This window comes from Flavobacterium ginsenosidimutans, from assembly GCF_037478105.1.
In the GTDB taxonomy this organism is placed as follows: domain Bacteria; phylum Bacteroidota; class Bacteroidia; order Flavobacteriales; family Flavobacteriaceae; genus Flavobacterium; species Flavobacterium ginsenosidimutans.
Window position 1 is genome coordinate 898,695 of record NZ_CP147988.1, and the last position, 19,922, is coordinate 918,616.

Below are 19,922 nucleotides of genomic sequence, written 5' to 3' on the forward strand. Positions count from 1 at the left end.
ATCGTCTAAATGTGCATACTTTTGAAAACCTACACTCTTTTTCTTTAATGAAAAAGATTTTTAGCTCAGCTAATTTTTTAAACATTTCAAATTTAAAATGCCATGATTAAGAACTATTTCACTCTTGTTTTTTTGTGTTTTACATTCATTTCTTCTGCTCAAAAAACAAAAATATACACGCTATCAGACACTTTACGTGGCAGTTTGACTCCCGAAAGACAATGGTGGGATGCGTTGCGTTATGATATAGTTGTAAAACCTGATTACAACAACAAATTAATATCCGGCAGCAATACTATAACTTACAAGACAGTTAAAGAAAAAAGCAATACCAAAATGCAGATCGATTTACAAAACCCTTTGGTTATTGACAGTGTAATTCAATCTGGAAAAAAATTAAGCTTTGCCAAAGAAAATGGTGTTTGGTATATTAAAACCCCTAAATCTAAAATTAAAACAAGTAACAAAGTTGATATTTTCTATCACGGAAAAGTCCATGAAGCAATAAAAGCGCCTTGGGACGGAGGATGGATTTGGACTAAAGATTCCTTAGGCCGTCCGTGGATGACAGTAGCTTGTCAAGGTTTGGGCGCATCTGTTTGGTATCCGTGCAAAGATCACCAAAGCGACGAACCTAATAATGGTGCCAGTTTAACGATGATTGTTCCTGATTCTTTAACAGCAATTGCCAACGGAAGATTACAGTTTAAGAAGAAAAATAATGATGGAACAACCTCTTATAAATGGGCCGTTGTAAATCCGATTAGTAATTATTGCATTATTCCGTACATTGGTAAATATGTCAATTTCAGTGAAACTTATAAAGGCGAAAAAGGCAATTTGGATCTAAATTATTGGGTTTTGGATTATAATTTAGAAAAGTCCAAAAAATATATGCCGAAAGAAGTTCATAATATGTTAGATGCGTTTGAATATTGGATGGGACCTTATCCATTTTACGAAGATGGTTATCAGTTAATAGAAACTTCACATACTGGAATGGAGCATCAAAGTGCGGTTTCCTACGGAAATCATTATAAACCAGGATATCGTGGCAATGATGGCTCTGGAACTGGATGGGGAATGAAATGGGATTTTATTATTATTCATGAAAGCGGACATGAATGGTTTGGCAATAACATTACAACAAATGATTTGGCTGATATGTGGGTTCACGAGGGATTTACGAATTATAGCGAAACTCTTTTTGTGGATTATATTTTTGGAAAACAAGCTGGTGATGAATACAATGCAGGAACTCGTAAAGGAGTACAAAATGACAGACCAATAATCCCCGATTACAATGTCAATGCGCAAGGAAGCGGAGATATGTACCCAAAAGCGGGTAATATGCTCCACGCCATTCGTCATGGAGTGGATAATGATACTTTATTTCGAGAAGTAATGAGGGGATTAGGAAAAGAATTTTATCATCAAACGGTTGACTCAAAACAGATTGAAAATTATATCTCAAAAAAGCTTAATTTTAGCTACGATAAAGTTTTCGAACAATATCTTAAAACAACACAAATTCCTAATTTTGAATTCTATTTTAATACAGATAAAACCAAAGTTTTCTACCGCTATACAAATTGCATAAGCGGTTTTAATTTGCCTCTGACATTAAAAAGTAATAACGAAAAAATCAAAATAATACCGTCAGATCAATGGCAGAATATTGCTTTATCAAAAGATCAAGTGTCTTTATTTGATGTAGCTTCTATTACAAAAATGTATTATATAAATCCAATTTTGGAAACCAACATAAAATAAAATCTCAATTATTAACTAAAGTATATTTCGATACTATGAAAAAAACAATTTCTCTTTTTTTCTTTTTAATTGCACCTCTTTTTTTTCTAACCACTAACGCCCAAAATTTAAAATGGGCCAATAATAACAAAAGTTATTACACAATAGAAAAAGGAGAAATAATACAATATGAATTACCCAATTTTACTCCAACCAAAATTGTTGACACAAAACAGCTTACAGCAAAAGGAAGCAATAAAGCTTTAGATATCAAAGATTTTGAGTTCAGTAAAAACGAAAAATTAGTTTTGATTTATACTAATTCGAAAAAAGTCTGGAGACTAGAAACACGTGGCGATTATTGGATTTTAAACCTAGAAACCAATGAATTGCATCAGATTGGAAAAAGCAGGCCAGAATCGTCTTTAATGTTTGCTAAACTATCACCAGACAACAGTTCAATTGCTTATGTAAGCAATCACAATTTGTATGTTGAAGATCTTAATTCTGGAAAAGCAACTGCGTTGACTACTGATGGAACTGACCGATTAATAAACGGAACTTTTGACTGGGCTTACGAAGAGGAATTTAATTGCAGAGATGGTTTTCGCTGGAGTCCAGATGGAAAAAGCATTGCATTTTGGCAAATTGATGCAACTAAAATCAAAAATTTCTTAATGATCAATAATACAGATTCTATCTACTCTTATACAATTCCTGTAGAATATCCAAAAGCAGGGCAAGATCCGTCAGCATGTAAAGTTGGAGTTGTCAATATTGCTTCACTTCAAACCACTTGGATGAACGTTCCAGGCGATTCTAAGCAACATTATATTCCTTTAATGCAATGGACTCCTGATGGTTCTTCGATTTTGGTTGAACAGTTAAATCGCAAACAAAATGAGGCCAAACTCTTTTTGTGCAATCCAAAAAATGGCGAAGCAAATCAAATTTATTCTGAAAAAAATAATTCTTGGATTGACATATTACCAACTGAAGATGAAGGCTGGAAATGGATCAATAGCGGAAAAGAATTTCTATCATTGTCTGAAAAAGATGGCTGGAGACATTTATACAGAATCAGTAAAAATGGAAAAGAGTCTTTAGTTAGCAACGGAAAATATGATATTATAGAAATTAAAGCTGTTGACGAAAAAAGTGGTTTTGTTTACTTTTTAGCTTCACCTGAAAATGCTACACAGCAATATTTATACAAAACACTTTTAAACGGAAAAGGAAAACTAGTAAAAGTATCTCCTGTTAATGAAATTGGCACGCACAATTATCAATTATCTCCCGATGCAAAATATGCTCAACATAAATTTTCTAATCATAAAAACGAAAGAAAATCAGAATGGGTAGAACTTTCTAATCAAAAAGTAATTAAAAAAATAGATCAAAATACTGAGTTAAGCAACAATGTCGAAATGATTCAGATTACAACGGCTGACAACATAACTCTCGACGGATGGATGATAAAACCAACTCCATTTGATGAAACAAAAAAATATCCTGTTCTATTTTATGTTTACACAGAACCTGCAGGCGCAACTGTAAAAGATGCGGCTGGTTATGCTGGCACTTTTTTATATAATGGCGATATTGCTGCAGATGGATACATTCAGATCAGTTTGGATGGTCGAGGAACTCCAGTTCCAAAAGGTGCCGCTTGGCGAAAATCTATTTACCAAAACATCGGAATTATAAATGTTCGAGATCAGGCAATGGCTGCTAAAGAAATTCTAAAATGGCCTTTTGTAGATCAAAACCGAATTGCGGTCTGGGGATGGAGCGGCGGCGGCTCTACTACACTGAATCTTTTATTTCAATATCCGGAAATTTACAAAACAGGAATTGCTATTGCTGCTGTGCCTAATCAGCTTTTATATGACAACATCTATCAGGAACGTTATATGGGACTGCCTCAAGAAAACAAAGAACCTTTTATAAAAGGCTCTCCTATTACCTATGCAAATAAACTTCAAGGTAATTTATTGCTTGTTCATGGAACTGGCGATGACAACGTACATTATCAAGGAGCTGAAATGCTTGTTAACGAATTAGTAAAAAATGGGAAGCAATTTCAAATGATGAGCTATCCAAATCGTACACATAGCATCGATGAGGGTGAAGGAACTTCAGAACACTTGTCTCAATTATTTACACAATACTTAAAAGAACACTGCCCTGGCGGAGGAATATAATATCAGATTTAAATACAATATCAAAATATGTTTAGCAGAGAAACTTATATAAATAGAAGACAAATCTTAAAAAAAGCAATTGGTTCAGGCATTATTATTTTACCTGGAAATGAAGAAGTCGGAATGAACTATAGAGATAATATCTATCATTTTAGACAAGACAGCAGTTTTTTATATTATACAGGAATAGATCTTCCTTCTTTATTTTTAGTAATCGATATTGATTCGGATCTTGAAATACTATTTGGCGATAATCTCACGATTGAACAAACCGTTTGGGTTGGGCCACAAGATTCGTTAAATGTTTTTGCAGAAAAATCAGGAATTACAGCCGTACAGCCTTTATCTTTTGTAGAAGGCATACTTAAAAATGCATTACAGCAAAAACGTGCTATTCATTTTCTTCCTCCTTATCGTGCCGCAATTACTTTAAAATTAAGCTCTCTGTTGGATATTCACCCTAACGAAATAGCAAAAAAAGCTTCAATTGAATTGTCAAAAGCGATAATTGCACAGCGTTCTTATAAAACAAATGAAGAACTGATTGAGATTGAAAAAGCGATAGATATAACGGCTGCAATGCATTTAAAAGCAATACAAATCGCACGCCCAGGAATGACCGAATATGAAATTGCGGGGCAAGTAGAAGGCACAGCGATCAGTAAAGGCGGTCATCTTGCATTTCCAACAATTCTAACTATAAATGGACAATATTTACACAATCATGCTGGCAGCAATGTTTTACAAAATGGGCAAATGGTTTTATGCGATTGCGGTGCTGAAACAAATATGCATTATGCTGGAGATATGACAAGGACTTTTCCAGTTTCCAATACTTTTACTTCTCAGCAGAAAGAAATTTATAATATTGTTTTAAAAGCCGAAGAAGCCGCAATAGCCACTCTAAAACCAGGAACTTTCTTTAAAGATTCGCATCTTACGGCATGTAAAGAAATTTTAACTGGATTGAAATCTCTTGGTTTAGTAAAAGGCGATTTGGATGAAGCCGTAGCCGCAGGTGCCCATACCCTATTTTTTCAATGTGGTTTAGGCCATATGATGGGAATGGATGTTCATGACATGGAAAATATTGGCGAACAATATGTAGGATATACCGATACTTTAAAAAAGAGCACCGAATTTGGATTAAAATCACTGCGTCTGGCAAAAGAACTCGAAGAAGGATTTGTCTTGACCGTAGAACCTGGAATTTATTTTATACCAGAATTAATCGATCAATGGCAAGCAGAAAAAAAATACAGTGAATTTATCAATTATGATAAAGTTCAAGCTTATAGAAATTTTGGAGGAATTCGTATAGAAGAAGATTTTCTTATTACAAAGGATTCTTATAAACTATTAGGAAAACCACTTGCCAAAACAGCAGAAGATATTGAAGCATTAAGAGCATTTTAAACCTATGAAATAGCGCTTTATAACATTCACCTAAAATCAAAAAAGCCGTCTCAAATTATGAGACGGCTTTTTTTTGAAGTTTATCGAAAAGTAAATACTGGTTAACTTTTACTAATTATCAGATAATTAAGTACATATGATTTTAATAAGACTAGTCTTAACTTAGTGTTTAAAGAGTGGAAATTCTTTTTAACCAGTCAGACTTATTTAAAATCGCACTTCGACAGTAAAGAAGCGCATGATTTTTTTTAAACAATTAACAACCAAAACTTATCCTTATGAAAGAAAAAAAATTACCCCGATTTTTATCTTTTCTGCTTCTTGGACTCTTTGTGCTCTTCGCAGAAAATTTAAATGCTCAGACAAATTTAGCAATGCTGAGTTCTACAAAAGTAAGCACCTCTCATGTTTCGCCTTGGGAAAGTCTAAGTGCGGTAAATGATGGTTTTACACCCATTAGTTCTGATGATCGAACAAATCCTATTTATGGAAATTGGGATGGTGAAGCAGCCTACAACACCTACAATTGGATAGAATACGATTGGGATTTTGCCCATCAAATAAATACTGTTTCCTTATATTGGTTTACAGATTTTGGAGGAATTGCTCAACCTACAGATGCCTACATTATGTATTGGGACGGACTTGATTGGATTAATGCTGGTTCGGTCGGATTAGCTTTAAACCAATTTAATTCTGTTGGAAATTTAAATTTTAAAGCTAAGAAATTAAGGGTTTATTTCAAAAGTACTACTGCAACCGGAGTAGTTGAATTCCAAGTTTTTGGCGTAGAAACAACTCAATGCGATCCCACAGGATTGACAGCAACTACCAAAATAAATAACGGAAGCGAAAAAGCTCAAAATTATGCCGTTGTTTCTCCAACCGAAAGTGTACAGTTTTTAACCTCAATTGCAAACAATGCAACAGGAGGCAAAATGAAATGGACTGGTCCAAATAATTTTGTGTCGAGTAACCAAAACATTACGCTCTCCAATTTACTAGTAGAAAATTCTGGAACTTATCGTTTTACCTACATCAATGATTGCGGTACAGAAAGTACTCTATCTTTTTTTCTAACTGTAAAAGAAAACAATAGTGACTTCAGTATATGGCCAAGTTATGACACCACGCTTCATTACGATTTTAAAGCAGATTATCCTGATTTTCCAAAACCTACAAAAAGTTTAGAAGAAGACTATCCAAACTATAATGGCTGTAATGCAGCTAAATCCACAAGCGTAGGTTCGTGGACATTTGTTGCTGGCCCAAATGCTAACCCTTTGGTTACAGATACAGCTGTAGATTTATTGTTAAAACGTTTAGATAGCGATTTTACTTTTCTAAGAGATAATATGGGTTGGCCGCCAGACAAATTGTATCGAGCAGGATATCGCAGTTCTGTGTATCTATATGGTTCTGGTTTGTGTACCGATACCGCTTCAAATACAGATTTAGGAGGATGGCAGAGCGGCGTTGGCACTCCAGATGGAGAAAGCTGGCCAATGGTTCTTTTGTCTTATTATCCTGTTGCGAGTTTCGATCCTAATACTACTTTTCCAGATGCACAATATCAAACTGGTGCTTGTGTTCACGAAGGAATACACGCTATTTATGCCTCTTTGCCTGGATGCAGAAAAGCAGCTTGGTTTCATGAAGGTTCAAATGTTTGGCTGCAAACCGTTTTGGATATCAAAAAAACTGGAAGTACAGATTATAGTAATGTTGATTTAGGATGGTTAAGTGCAGGTTCTGTTATCGCGCCTTTTATTCCTATCGAATGTTATAGCGGATGGCTTCAAGATGGTTCCTTTGGAGGGCCTTCTGCTGAAGGTGTCGATTCTGGAGTTCAAAATTCAGAAGGAGTAACTTTAAGATTAACTCGAGATATTATTGGAGGAGTTCAGTACAGTTCTGTATTTCCAACGTTTTTAGGAGAAATTGTAGATGAAAAAAGTTTACCGTGGGTTTGGAATTATTGCGAAGGACGTGTTTTAGAAGGTATTGCAAACGGTAATGGTGTTGTGAATGGTTTAGGAGATACCAAAACACGCAAATTGATTCAGGAATACAGAGCAAGATTAGCATTGTCCGATTTTGGAAAATTTGAACAGCCTATTTTAAATCTGTATCGAAATAATATGGGACGCGAATTAGGGCCTGAACAACCAGCTCTTATCAATGTAGAAAAATGGAAAGCAACACCTTATGCAATAACAACTACAGACGAAAACGGATATTTAATTCCAAACGAAAAGACACTGCCTGGCTGGTCTGGCGCAAATTTTATTCCGATTCATGTTGAAGGAAATCAAGCTACTGTATTTTTTGAACCTTTAGGAGAAAATATGTCGATTCAATTATGCTACCGCACCAAAGAAGGAAAAACTATTTATACTCAGCCCGTTTATGCTGGCGATTGCACTATTTCTTTTGCTCAAGGTATTCCAGCAAATGGTGTTATATTCGCTGTAATTTGTAATTCAGATTATGTTTTTGAAGGCGAAACTACTCGTAAAGCTAAATTCAATTACAGAATTAAATTGGAAGACGGAGCTACAAGTACGGCTAGTGTAGATAAAAATTGGTGGGATTGGAAAGCGATTATAACTGAAAATCTTGCAGTTACCGATTTTTCAAATTCGTCTCCTAACTTTTTGGTTTATCCAAATCCAACTAATAATGCTTCTTTGCTTAACATTAAAGTCTCAAATGAAAATACTGAAACTTACAATTTAAAAATAACCAACATTAATGGTCAAGTAGTATTTGAAAATAAAAACTACAATCTTGAAGAACAATACCATACGGGTAATTTATCAAGAGGTATTTATTTTGTAACCATTCAATCTCAAAATTTTAAACAGACCAAAAAGATTATTGTAAAGTAGCAATTTAGCTAAACATATTTAATTAAAAATGTACTGCATCTTTCAAATGAAAGGTGCAGTTTTCATAAAACAAAAAAAGCTTTATAAATTTATAAAGCTTTTTTTTAATCAAATTAAATAACTAAAATGGTTTTGTGTTTTCGAAATGTACCTTATATGGAAAACTTCTATAAACTTCTTTCTCATTTTCCCAAGAATGCTTTTCATGCTCTTTCGGACTTCCGCTAACCACTAACCATAAATACTCTGTATTTTTAGGAATTTTAAATTCAACTTCATCTTCGCTCTTCTTAAAAACTGTGCTGTAAACTCTACTGCCATCTTTTAATGAGGCTACAAATCCGTAGCGCCAGCCAGCTTCTTTGGTTTCAGCTAAACCTTTAAATTTCAGTTTAACTTTTGTTCCTGCCGCTGGAACGTTTAGTTTTATTCCGTTATAACCATAATCCTGAGGACAATTTGTAGAATCTATTTGATACCAATTTTCTTCTATTTCATTCAATTTCGAAAAATGCAGGTTTCGATATGGCTTTGCAACCTCATCTATTCTTTTTAAATCCCAAGTAATAAATTTTCGAGAAGCATCAAATATTTCATCATTAAATTGTTCCTGCGAAAGATTATTAATTCTCTTATAAGTCATTACAACATCTTCTCCTTCCTTAGTTGATCGGCTGAATCTTCCCCAGAAATCAATACCATGTTTTTCAGACCAATATTCCAAAACATAAGGAGAATGATACATATTTGCTGGATGCAGAAAAGCATAATGTGTTCCTTTTAAAAAATCTTGAAGATGATAATTTTCAAAAGTCATCCATTCAGGATAAACCTGCCAAAGCATATATTGAGCCGACATTTCCATAACAGGTCCAGATGGCCCCGTTTTGCTGTCGGCATGACTCATGTATTGGAATGAATGACCAATTTCATGCGCTAATGCCCCATAAGGAACTTTATTTATTCGGACAGCTGGAGTCCATAAAATGCCCACTTTATCCTCTTCTCCACCTCCAAAAGCGGTATTTTCAGTTCCTCCAAAAACAAATATTAGTAATTTATATTGATCGCTTACTGAGTGTCCTTTTTGAACCAATTTTAAATCATTTACATAAAACTGATAAAATCGTTCACATTCTTCCATTGCTTTTTTAGGATCGAAACGCTTTTTAATATCAGTATTTAAAGTCGGATCATTGCCATATTCTTTATGCCAGAACATCACTATATTATCCGACTCTATCATTCGGCTGTAACTGTAATCGCCATCAGGTGAATCATAATTATTATGATCTGGAACTGACCAAATTTTAGCTGGAATATATCTTTTCTTCGCCGAGACTTCTTTTTGTGCATTTATTACCCCAACAAATGATAAAAAAAGAAGTGTAGCAATTTTCTTGGCGTTATTCATTCGCTATTATTTTTTCGTAATAATCGCAGACCAGCCTCCTCCAGATGCCATTTTAGCCGTTACTTTTGTATTTTTAGTAACCTCTAAAACTTCTTTTTTATAATCTTGCGCAAATGCTTCTGCGTTGATCCCATCTGAAAATACTTCCATTGAAAAATTTCCTTCACCTAAAAAAGAAAGATCAATAGGCAATTCTCTAGCATCTGCATCTGTCATTCCTCCAATAAACCACTTATCGCCTTTTTTTCTTGCTACTACAATATAATTTCCAACAGAACCATGAAGCACAACTGTTTTGTCCCAAACTGTTGGGATTTGAGTTATAAAATCAACTGTTTCTTGTTCTTTATAATAAGTTGACGGCGATTCGCACATCATTTGCAACGGCGCTTCATAAACAACATACATGGCCACCTGATGCGCGCGCGTTCCCATTGTCATCGGATTATTAAAACTTATGGCAAAATTTTTAGGCTGTTTATTAATCATCGATCCGGGTGTAAAATCCATTGGTCCAGCCGCCATTCTAATAAACGGAATCGTTACGGTATGTTCTGGCGTAATGTCTTCGCTCCATTTATTGTTTTCATTCCCTCTAACTCCTTCATAATTCAATACATTTGGATACTTTCGGTGTAAACCAGAAGGCTTAAATGCACCGTGAAAATCTACCAATAATTCCAATTTTGCACATTCTCTGGCAATTTGCTCATAAGAATTTACCATATATTGGTCGTTGCGTTGCATGTAGTCAATTTTTATTCCTTTTGCTCCCCAGCTTTTATAGGCTTCTAAGATTGGCAATAAATTCTGATCCAATGGTTTCCAAAGCACCCAAAGAATTATGCCGACCCCTTTTTCTTTTCCATATCGAATCAATTCTTTGACATCCATTGCAGGATTAAAATCAAGAATTTCAGTAGTCGATTTTGTCCAGCCTTCGTCAAGAATTACATATTCAATTTTATTCGCTGCAGCAAAATCTATAAAATATTTATAAGTTGCTGTATTTAAACCCGCTTTGAAATCAACGCCATAAATATTATTATCATTATACCAATCCCAAGCTACTTTTCCAGGTTTAATCCAATCGGTATTTTTAAGCACATTTGGCTCTGCCAGCTGGTAAGACAAATTACTTTCTATAAAAGTGCGATCGTCATCACTAATCATAAATACACGCCAAGGAAAAGCTCTGCTTCCGTTTGTTTTGGCAATAAAATCTGCTTCTTTCGCAATGGTTTGCACACGATCTGATTTTCCGCCCTTATCGACTGCTTCTAAAACATATTTTGGAAATATTGCATTTAAAGTTGTGTTTCCGTTGCCTTTTAAAAATAGACCCGGATAATCATGAAGTGCTGTTTCGGTAAATAAAACTTTGGCTTTAGACGTAGTAAACAAAACCGGAAGACTGCAAAAATCTTTTGAAGCAATATCATTTAAAGATTTATCCAAATACAATCGTTCATTGTGAGAATACATAGATTCTTCCTGAGGAAATAGAGAACGAGAGTCTTTCGGAAATGATAAAGAGACTTTTTCAGAAATTACATTTCGTTTTTCTTTAGCTTCGTCTATAAACTGATAGGCAACTCCGTCATTATAAGCACGAAAATTAAGTTTATAATTTCCCTGATAAGTAATAGAGAGTTCCGTGTACTCATCTTTTATTTCGCTTTCTTTAATTGGCACTATGGCATATATGTTTTGAGACACACTTTTTACCGTCTGTTTTTTAACTTTCGGATTCAATCCAAAATTTGTTTTTGACGAAAAATCCATTCCTGCTTCTGCATTTTCAATAATCAAATTTCCATTTAATGATGCCGACCAAGAAATTTTATCGGAATTATTCACTTTTATCTGAATGCGTCCATTTGGAGATTTAACTTCATAAGTTTGAGAAGAAGCTTGGTACGCGCATAACAGTAAGCCGCATAAAATCAGTACTCTTTTTTTCATTTTCGAATGCTTTATTTAAACTATTTTTTAGAAGGTTCTTTAGTTGCTTTAGGCGCACTTTGTTTCATTAAATTTAGCACCTCATATTTATTCAATCCGTAATCATACATTTTAAAAGATGCCATAAAACCAGAATAATTTTCTCCAATATCTGAAGCACCAATTATAATTTTAGCATTTTTTATAGCCGATGACAGCATCATATTTTGAGCATTATCGAGTACGCCGTCTACATAAATTTTTTCCACAACACCATCAAAAGTCAAAACAAGATGATGCCATTTATTTTGTTCTGGAACTTTGTTGTATTTCATATCAAAATGGCCGTCTAAATGCGGTGCGGCACCATAATGTCCGATATTATATGCCAATGCATTATAAGAATTTGCCAAATTATATTCTGAACGATCACACCATGAAGCCAGAAACTCTCCTTCTTTGGCTACTTCTGGATTTTTCACCCAGACTGCAACAGAATAAGAACCATTCCAAGCCAAACTTTTAGGAACGGGCTTATCCAAAATCAAAGCGCCATTTACAAAATTAAGAGCCTTAATTTTATTTTCTTTATCCAAAGAGATTTTTACATCTCCCGTTTTTGTAAACGAACCTCCTAACGAACCTTTATTTGGCAAACTGCTAAACGAAGTATTGTTTTTTTCATTCGTAACATCAAGATCTATCAGCATTTTATGCGAACTTACAGCTGCAGGTTCTACATTCGATTTTTTGTTTTCTAATTTTAGAGGAAGTTCAAATAATTCACTGTACACTTTTATGTTCCAAACTGCCGCATAAAGTCCTGTTTTTTCTGTACCTAAAATTTTTAGTTTTAAGAAACGAGCCGTCACATTAGTATCATCAATCATTGGACTTCCAGAAGTGCGATTTTTTGATTTATCAGCATACAAATGCCAATTTTTCCCGTCTTTAGAATATTCTAATGTATATTGATAATAATAGCTTGCAAACTCAAATTGGGTCATTACCCTTTTAATTTCTTTTACGCTTCCTAAATCGATCGTTAAATCTTGCGGTAGCGCATTACTGCCAGCTTTCCACATTGTTGCATTATTATCATCTATTGCAAAATCAGGTTTGTATTGATAATCGTATTCTAACGATTGTAAATGATAATAAGAAGATGCCGTTGCTTTGGCATTAAGTACTAAGTTTTCAGGCACATTTGTTTTTACCATTTTTCCAATACCTACTGAAGTTGGAATTACTTTTTTGATTGTCGAATCGTTTTCAAAAATCATTTTATCAATACAGACTTGTCTAGCCAAGCCTCCTCGAGTCATTGGATAATCGTGTTTGTGATAGACTATATAATAATCTTTTCCGTCTTCTAATACCGAATGATGTCCTGGTCCGTGTGTTGTTTTGTCTTCATTTGTACTCAAAATCGGATTATTAAGTCCTTCTTTAAACGGTCCATAAGGAGAATCTGAATATGAATATCTCACATTATAAGTTTCGTCATGACAAGAAGCTCCAGAATACATCAAAATATACTTGTTCCCTTTTTTCATCATGTACGCGGCTTCAAAAGGTTCTGGAGTCTGACTTAACGGAATGTTTTTGGAATTCATCATATCTTTCATCGTAGAATTATTTAATTCTCCTACGGCATATCCGCCATTATAATGTACCCAAGTTCCCCAATAACCGTATATTTTCCCATCGGAATCTCTAAAAAATTGTGCGTCTAAGGATGGAAAACCTTCTCTTGGATATCCATTTGAAATTACGGGTTCATCATTTTGATTTAATTTTTTCCAAGGTCCTATCGGAGTATCCGAAACATAACCGTATATATTACAGCCTATTTCACAGTTTCCAAAATACAAATAATACTTACCATCATTTCCAACAACAATATCTGGCGCCCAAAAATTGGTAATTGGTTTTGCTGTGAAAGACGGAATTTCCATAGTATAATTGTACCAGTTTTTTAAATCCTTGCTATACCAAACGGTTGGAGCTCCAGATGCCAACATTTCATTATCTGTGGTAGCATAAATATAATAAATGTCGCCAAATTTTTTAATAGTTGGATCTGCATAATACCCTGGCAGAATTGGATTTCCAGCATTTAATAAGTTGACATTTACTTTTTCCTGCGCAAAACCGCTTATCATAAAGAACAGTAAAAGGAAGATAAATAATATGTTCTTTTTCATGATTCTAATAGTATTATTTTAATATAACTGAGCTGTTCAGATTAGTAAAAAAAGAACAAGGGCAACTCCACTACTAATTGCCCCTGTTCAAAACCAATCTTAGTTTAAAGCAAAAATTATTTAATTTTTATTTGAATTGTTTTCTTTTGAAGCGGAATTTCATAAGCTCCTCTAACCTTAGAATAAGGAAGCTGAATATCTTTATTAATTCTCAAATAAGCATTTGGAGTAAATTCGTTCTGACTGCTTAAAGTAATTTCAACTTCATCTGTTTTTGTATTATAAGCCACTGTATCAAAAGTTCCTGCGTCTAGTGTTAACCACAATTGTTTTGGCGCAATAAATACTTTCGATTTTGCCGCAGTAGTTAATTTTACTTGTACCAAATCGCCTTTTACTGTGATATTCCCACCAAAAGCTAACCAGCCTAAATCGCTATCTTTTGTAATATACGTAGCGGTATTTACAGCATAACCATAAAAACCAGAACCGTAATCTCCAGACAAATAATCGATTCTTAATTCTGTTGGATAAGAGTGAAAAGCTGCAGAACCAAATCCGTCTTCGGTAATGTTCGAAATTCCTCCTAAAAGTCCGCCATAACCTACTTTCAATAAATATAAGTCATCCGATTTTTTTCTGTATTGTCTCAAAACTGGAATAGCATTTAAAGAAGATCCGTAATGATGAATCTGACGTTCGACTCTCGATAATTTTCCTCCGTATAAGAAATCCCAATATCTGCGCGCATTACCATTGTACGCCCAGTGAGGCATCGTTGGCATATAAGCCAAGATTGCATTCAATGTTACATCAGCTTTTTCATCATAACCAAAATAATCCGACCATATATAAACTTCTTCCTGACCTGTTGAATCCCAAGGCATTTCGCTTCCAAAAGGATAATCAAGCGCTTTCCAATGATTGGCTCTTTCTTTCATTTTTGATTCTAAATTGGAAGCCAGATCCGTAAGGTTTTCATTTTTTAAATCTTCTAAAATCAATAGAAATACAGAACCTTCCATTTGACCAAATTGAGCATAATAAGGAGCCAATTCAGTCATTGCGATTGAGGTATAATAAGCTTGTTTTAAATACCAATCCCAAGGTTTATCTACTACTAAATCTTTATTGTATCTCGCTAATCGATACAATGTCCAATATGCTGCGGCAACGTGAGGATAGTTATAAGATCTTCCAGGATCGTTTGCTTCTTTATGTTTCCACGCTGCCCATGAACTATAATCTACATCTTTGCTGTAAGTTCCTTTTGGCAGAGAATCTGGTTCATAATAAAAAACGCTTTTTTTAACCCCGTATTTATTTTTTCCATCACTATATTGAATGTTTCCCCAAAGTGTTTTATCTACAAATTGTTCTAATTTTTTAATTTCTTCTTTATCAGGCTGAATATGCTGTTTCATAATTGCAGCCAGCCATCCTCCTGCTCCGCCTTCATCACTTAAACCCGCTACCCAAGCTCTGCTGTCTTGAGTCAGTTGTTTTTTGGTTTCGTAATCATAACTAATTACCGAAGGATTTCTTTTGAAAATTGGATCTGGCTGATCGAACCATTGTTCTGTAGTCAAGAAATGTCCAAAATCTTTAATAACTTCATTTTCAGGTTTAATAATTTTATAATTGATGGTTTGTTTTATGCCATTTTTATAATTGATGGTCAATCTGGCACGTCCCCATTTAATGCCATGAACGATATATTTCTTTAATCCTTTTGGCGTTCTGCCATCTTCTTTTATTTGAAGCGCTCCTTTTGGTTCAATTTCAAATGAGCTTACTTCATTTTTATAATTCAAAAACAATTTTGATTTAACATCTTGAGGAAGCACATATCCCGGAATACTTGTCGCAACAGGAAGTTCTTCTTTTACAAGCGTGTTTTGTATGTCTTCAATTCCTTCAGAAAGCACCAATTTTAAGGCAAAACTTTTAGATTCTTTTGGTTTTAATACTAATGAAGTTGGTGCATTCCATTGCTGTGCATTTTTCCATTCATTTTCGGCGTAAGCTTTACTGTAGACCATCCATTCGTGAAAACCTTCAAAAACAATGCTTCGTGGAGTTGGATCATCCAATAAAGGACGATACGCTTCAAAAGCCATATTTTCTTTTGGAAGAACTAATAATGCAGGTCCTTCTCCGCTTAATCTTTTTACTTCTAAATATCCCGCATCCATTCCGATATAAGGATCAAAAAATACATTTTGAGCGTGCGTTTCATTCAATGATTTTCCTTCTAAAATGTTGTTGAAAACCATCGGAATTCCTAATGCTCCAATCTCAATATTATTAGCTGATTTATTAGTAATCTCAAATCGCATTACTAATTCGCCGCCATCAATTTCATAAAAACGCTTAATTGTTACCGGAATATTACTTGGTAAAGTATTGGCTAAATCTGCTGCAGCTAAAACTTTTTCAGAAGTTTGTAAAGGCGTAACCGCTTCACGTTTAGCAGCTGTTGAATAGCTTTGCCAATCGCCGTTTCCTTCTTTAATTCTTAAATTAATATCTCCAAGATGATAAAGTCCGTCCTTGTCTCTGATTTCAAGTCGGTCACTAGGCGTAAAATCAAAATTCAAATTTTTAATTGGCCTTAAACCTGCAACTGTCTGCGATGCTTTTACCAATTTTAATTGAAAAGCAGGCGTATTTATTTTTTGATAAACTTCGGCAATACCCAAAGAAGGTTTCTTTTGTTCAATTCTACTCCAATAATCTTGAGCCTGAATACTTATCGTACATCCCAAAAATAATAATAAACCAAGTCTGTATTTTTTATTTCCCATCTTTGTTTTATGCTAGTTTAATTTGTTTTTTGCTTTTGTTTTATGCTTTGTGCTGACTTATTTTAAAGTAACATCCAGATAAACCGAATGACGCCCATAGGTATTGTAAAATGGTTTAAATTGTACTCCATCAACAACAAACTCTAATTTTTCTGTATCACCTTTTATAGATTGGTTCAAATCTTTAGCATCCAATGTTATTTTACGCCATTCTTTAAGTGGTTCCGATTCTTGAGCTGCCAACAATATTGGCCCATAAAATAAACTTGCAATGTTCTGCTGATCCATTACAGGATCTAAATGAAATTGAAATGGCATACGAAGTTCAATCTTATCTCCGTTTTTCCATTTACGGCTTAAAGTAAGATAGCTTCCCGGAACTGCTTTTACTTTTTCGTCCTTGCCGTTTATTTTTACAAAAAATCCTTTCGTTGCCCAGTGCGGTACACGTACATTTAAATCAAACTTTCCGTCTCCTTTGATCGTTAATTGCGTATGATCTTCATTTGGGAAAGAAGTTGTCTGCTCTATTGTTACATTTTTTTCTTTCCATTTTACTGTTGAAGGAACATAAAGATTAACATATAAAGCCTGATTGTCAATACTTTTAAAATAAATTGAATTTTGCAATTTAGTACTGCTTTCCAAAGCCGTTCCGTTACAGCAAGTAAAACCGTCCATTTTTGGATTACCAAATTGTTTTATAGATCCAGGTCGCAACGGAACATGATACGTATTTGCAGGTGTTTTTTCTGCCACCGAAGCGAGAATATGATTGTACAAACCTCGTTCATAATAATCCATAAATTCAGCACGCTGATCAAAAAGAAACAAATCGCTAGTCAATTTCAGCATATTATAAGTTGCACAAGTTTCATTTTGTCCCCCAGCAGAAAATCCGTTTTCATAAATTGTTGAAGGCTGACTGATAAAACATTCTGCATTTGCAGGATTACTTGCTCCAGCAACACCACCAATACTGTACATGTAATCGTTGGTAGTTTTGTACCAGAAATTATCAGCAATGCGATAATATTCAGGAGTTTTAGAATCACGGTACATTTCAAGTGCGCCCACAATTTGAGGAATATGCTGATTGGCATGTAAACCGCGAAATGTATCTACATTTTTAGCTAATCCGTTTGAATGTTTTGCATCTCCATAAAATACTTTAATGTTATCAAACAGTTGAGCAACTTCTAGATAACGCTTTTCATTAGTTATTCTGTAAAGACGCGCCATCACTTCATTCATTCCTCCAAATTCGCCAGCAATATATCTGTTCCACATACTGATAAGCGTTTCATTAGGCAATTTTTTCATTCTTGCATATACCCAATCTCCCATTCCTTTGGATATTTCGAGCGCTTTTTCATTACCGCTTACTTCATAAACATCTAATAAACCAGCAAGAATTTTATGCAAAGTATAATATGGCGCCCAAATTTGAGTTTTCTGTCCGCCATAATTTGCTCCTTTTTCCAACATTATAAATTGATCTGGCGGATAAGCACTTATAAAACCTTTTCCCCAATTCCAGTAATCAGTGCGAATGCCTTCTGTACTTAAATCAGAATCATATTCTGTTTTGCCTGGACCAAAAGGAACTGCGGTCGGATCTGAAACACTTGATCCTCCAGCTTCACGAGGTTTTCCAGACATTTGCGCCAACTCATAAAGAGTATTGACCAAATAATCCATTTTTTTAGAAAAATTTTCATGTAAAGCATTATCATATCCTGTACTTGCATAAGCCTGTGCAATCGCCGTTAAATAATGGCCTGTTGCATGGCCACGTAATTTTGTGTCTTGAGTATCCCAAACTCCTAATGCTTCTGCGTTTTCTGGCTGTTTTTGTCCAAATGCATTTCTAAACATATACAAGAAAGAATCAGGATTTGTTTCAGCAAGAGTTTTTATAAATTTCTCTCTATTTTCAATAAATTTTGTGTCATGTCCATGAGAATCTGAGTTTAATGTTACCTCATCTAAATTGAATGTTTTCAACTTAAGTTCTGGTGTCTTCGCTTCTTTGGCCGCTTGTACTGTAACAATTGCTTTCGGTTTTAAATCAGTACCTGAAACCGTTCCTGTCACGGTATATTGTCCCGCTTTTAGAACCGAACTATTATCTGTTGGCGCTGGCCAGATTACTTTAACCTCAGGCCCTTCAATTCCGTTATTATATTCGCCTTTTAAAGTGCGAGGTAAACGAGGAAGATCGCCAATTACAGTCTGAACTTTTATATCTGAAACATTCATTAGAAATTCATTATACAACTGAGGAGTTGTCGCAGGAAACTTTGGCAAATCGCCTGTTGGCTGTTCTGGTTCCTCTTCTTCCGCTTCTTCTTTTTTCAAAGAATTATAATAGATTTTATCAATCTGTTTTTCAGTTAAAGGAACTCGATAAACTCTAAAATCATGCAATTTTGCCTTTAAATACGGATCATCAGGCAAAATTGATTTACCTATATTCAAGGTGTTATTTTTACCCGAATTAGGCTCAAACAACTGATCTAATTTTAATTTTACATTCTTAGCAGAACCTGTTAAAACTCCATTTACATAGGTGTTTAAAGATTTGGAAGGAATATCAATTACAACTACTAAATGAACCCACTTGTTAAGTTCTAAAATTGGCCCATCGGTTTTGTATTTCTCTCCTGCTGAAGTTGTAATTTCAGTTTGCAAATTGTTTTTTTCCTTGTTTCCTGTCGGAGCTACAAAAAAATGCGTTTTATTATTTTTTCCAAAATCAAAAAAATGCTGATTTCGCTGATCAGAAAGTAAATATATCCATCCCGAAATACTCAGCGATTCTTCCCCTGCAAATGCATTGCCTGGAATTGTCAAATAGGAGTTACTATCTCCCGTCAAAGAAAGCACTTTTCCGAACTGGGAATCATTTTCGAATTTCATTTTTAAACCTGACACATTACCATGCAGATTATTTCTAGACCAATCTTTTACATCGCCGTCAAACACATAACGGGCAATCAATTCAGTTTCACCAATACCATCCAAAATCTGATCACCGCCTTGCGCCCATAAAGTTGCTGTATTTATGGAGCTAAAACTCAACATTGCAAATAGTAATAGTCTAGATAATTTCATATTTAAAAAAATTTAATATTTCGTCTTTTAATTCTCAACTCGCAATCAAAAAAATGTCAGTAATCAATAAAGCTTTTTTAATTGTGTAAAATGTACATTTATCAAAAATAGCCAATAATCCTCAGCAAATCGAATATTTTAACAATTGTAAAATTATAAGCAATAAGCAA

Annotated in this window: 9 protein-coding genes; 4 read left to right on the forward strand and 5 right to left on the reverse strand. The window is 34.4% G+C overall.

Annotation, left to right across the window (positions count from 1 at the left end; translation table 11 throughout):
• Positions 1-102 precede the first annotated feature (102 nt).
• The 4 genes from V6624_RS04200 (at position 103) to V6624_RS04215 (ending at position 8,263) form a co-directional block, all read left to right on the forward strand.
• Positions 103-1,773, forward strand: coding sequence for a M1 family metallopeptidase (locus tag V6624_RS04200; RefSeq protein WP_111287806.1), 1,671 nt, complete (start codon positions 103-105; stop codon positions 1,771-1,773).
• A 35-nt stretch (positions 1,774-1,808) separates the two neighbouring features.
• The gene (locus V6624_RS04205; RefSeq protein ID WP_111287808.1) at positions 1,809-3,956 is read left to right on the forward strand and encodes a S9 family peptidase; all 2,148 of its coding nucleotides are present in this window, start codon (positions 1,809-1,811) and stop codon (positions 3,954-3,956) included.
• Between the two features lie 27 nt (positions 3,957-3,983).
• A complete protein-coding gene (locus V6624_RS04210; RefSeq protein WP_111287810.1) occupies positions 3,984-5,372 on the forward strand; it encodes an aminopeptidase P family protein in 1,389 nt (462 codons plus the stop codon).
• Between the two features lie 278 nt (positions 5,373-5,650).
• The gene (locus tag V6624_RS04215; RefSeq protein ID WP_338840962.1) at positions 5,651-8,263 is read left to right on the forward strand and encodes a T9SS type A sorting domain-containing protein; all 2,613 of its coding nucleotides are present in this window, start codon (positions 5,651-5,653) and stop codon (positions 8,261-8,263) included.
• 121 nt (positions 8,264-8,384) lie between these two features.
• Here the strand turns inward: V6624_RS04215 and V6624_RS04220 are convergent, their stop codons facing one another.
• The 5 genes from V6624_RS04220 to V6624_RS04240 all read right to left on the reverse strand — a co-directional run bounded on the left by V6624_RS04220 (position 8,385) and on the right by V6624_RS04240 (position 19,752).
• A complete protein-coding gene (locus V6624_RS04220) occupies positions 8,385-9,677 on the reverse strand; it encodes a DUF6055 domain-containing protein (protein ID WP_338840963.1) in 1,293 nt (430 codons plus the stop codon).
• Between the two features lie 6 nt (positions 9,678-9,683).
• Positions 9,684-11,642: a glycoside hydrolase family 97 protein gene (locus V6624_RS04225; protein WP_338840964.1), complete on the reverse strand. Its 1,959-nt coding sequence runs from the start codon at positions 11,640-11,642 to the stop codon at positions 9,684-9,686.
• 20 nt (positions 11,643-11,662) lie between these two features.
• Positions 11,663-13,828, reverse strand: coding sequence for a family 43 glycosylhydrolase (locus tag V6624_RS04230; protein ID WP_338840965.1), 2,166 nt, complete (start codon positions 13,826-13,828; stop codon positions 11,663-11,665).
• Between the two features lie 116 nt (positions 13,829-13,944).
• Positions 13,945-16,635 carry a DUF5695 domain-containing protein gene (locus tag V6624_RS04235; protein WP_338840966.1) on the reverse strand — a complete coding sequence of 897 codons (2,691 nt, stop codon included), beginning with the start codon at positions 16,633-16,635 and terminating at the stop codon, positions 13,945-13,947.
• A 57-nt stretch (positions 16,636-16,692) separates the two neighbouring features.
• Complete coding sequence (locus tag V6624_RS04240) at positions 16,693-19,752, reverse strand: beta-L-arabinofuranosidase domain-containing protein (protein WP_111287822.1); 3,060 nt, start codon at positions 19,750-19,752, stop codon at positions 16,693-16,695.
• Positions 19,753-19,922 lie beyond the last annotated feature (170 nt).

Coding starts and splice junctions, on each gene's coding strand:
- V6624_RS04200 (WP_111287806.1), top strand. CDS start 103: ATGATTAAGAACTATTTCACTCTTGTTTTTTTGTGTTTTACATTCATT.
- V6624_RS04205 (WP_111287808.1), top strand. CDS start 1,809: ATGAAAAAAACAATTTCTCTTTTTTTCTTTTTAATTGCACCTCTTTTT.
- V6624_RS04210 (WP_111287810.1), top strand. CDS start 3,984: ATGTTTAGCAGAGAAACTTATATAAATAGAAGACAAATCTTAAAAAAA.
- V6624_RS04215 (WP_338840962.1), top strand. CDS start 5,651: ATGAAAGAAAAAAAATTACCCCGATTTTTATCTTTTCTGCTTCTTGGA.
- V6624_RS04220 (WP_338840963.1), bottom strand. CDS start 9,677: ATGAATAACGCCAAGAAAATTGCTACACTTCTTTTTTTATCATTTGTT.
- V6624_RS04225 (WP_338840964.1), bottom strand. CDS start 11,642: ATGAAAAAAAGAGTACTGATTTTATGCGGCTTACTGTTATGCGCGTAC.
- V6624_RS04230 (WP_338840965.1), bottom strand. CDS start 13,828: ATGAAAAAGAACATATTATTTATCTTCCTTTTACTGTTCTTTATGATA.
- V6624_RS04235 (WP_338840966.1), bottom strand. CDS start 16,635: ATGGGAAATAAAAAATACAGACTTGGTTTATTATTATTTTTGGGATGT.
- V6624_RS04240 (WP_111287822.1), bottom strand. CDS start 19,752: ATGAAATTATCTAGACTATTACTATTTGCAATGTTGAGTTTTAGCTCC.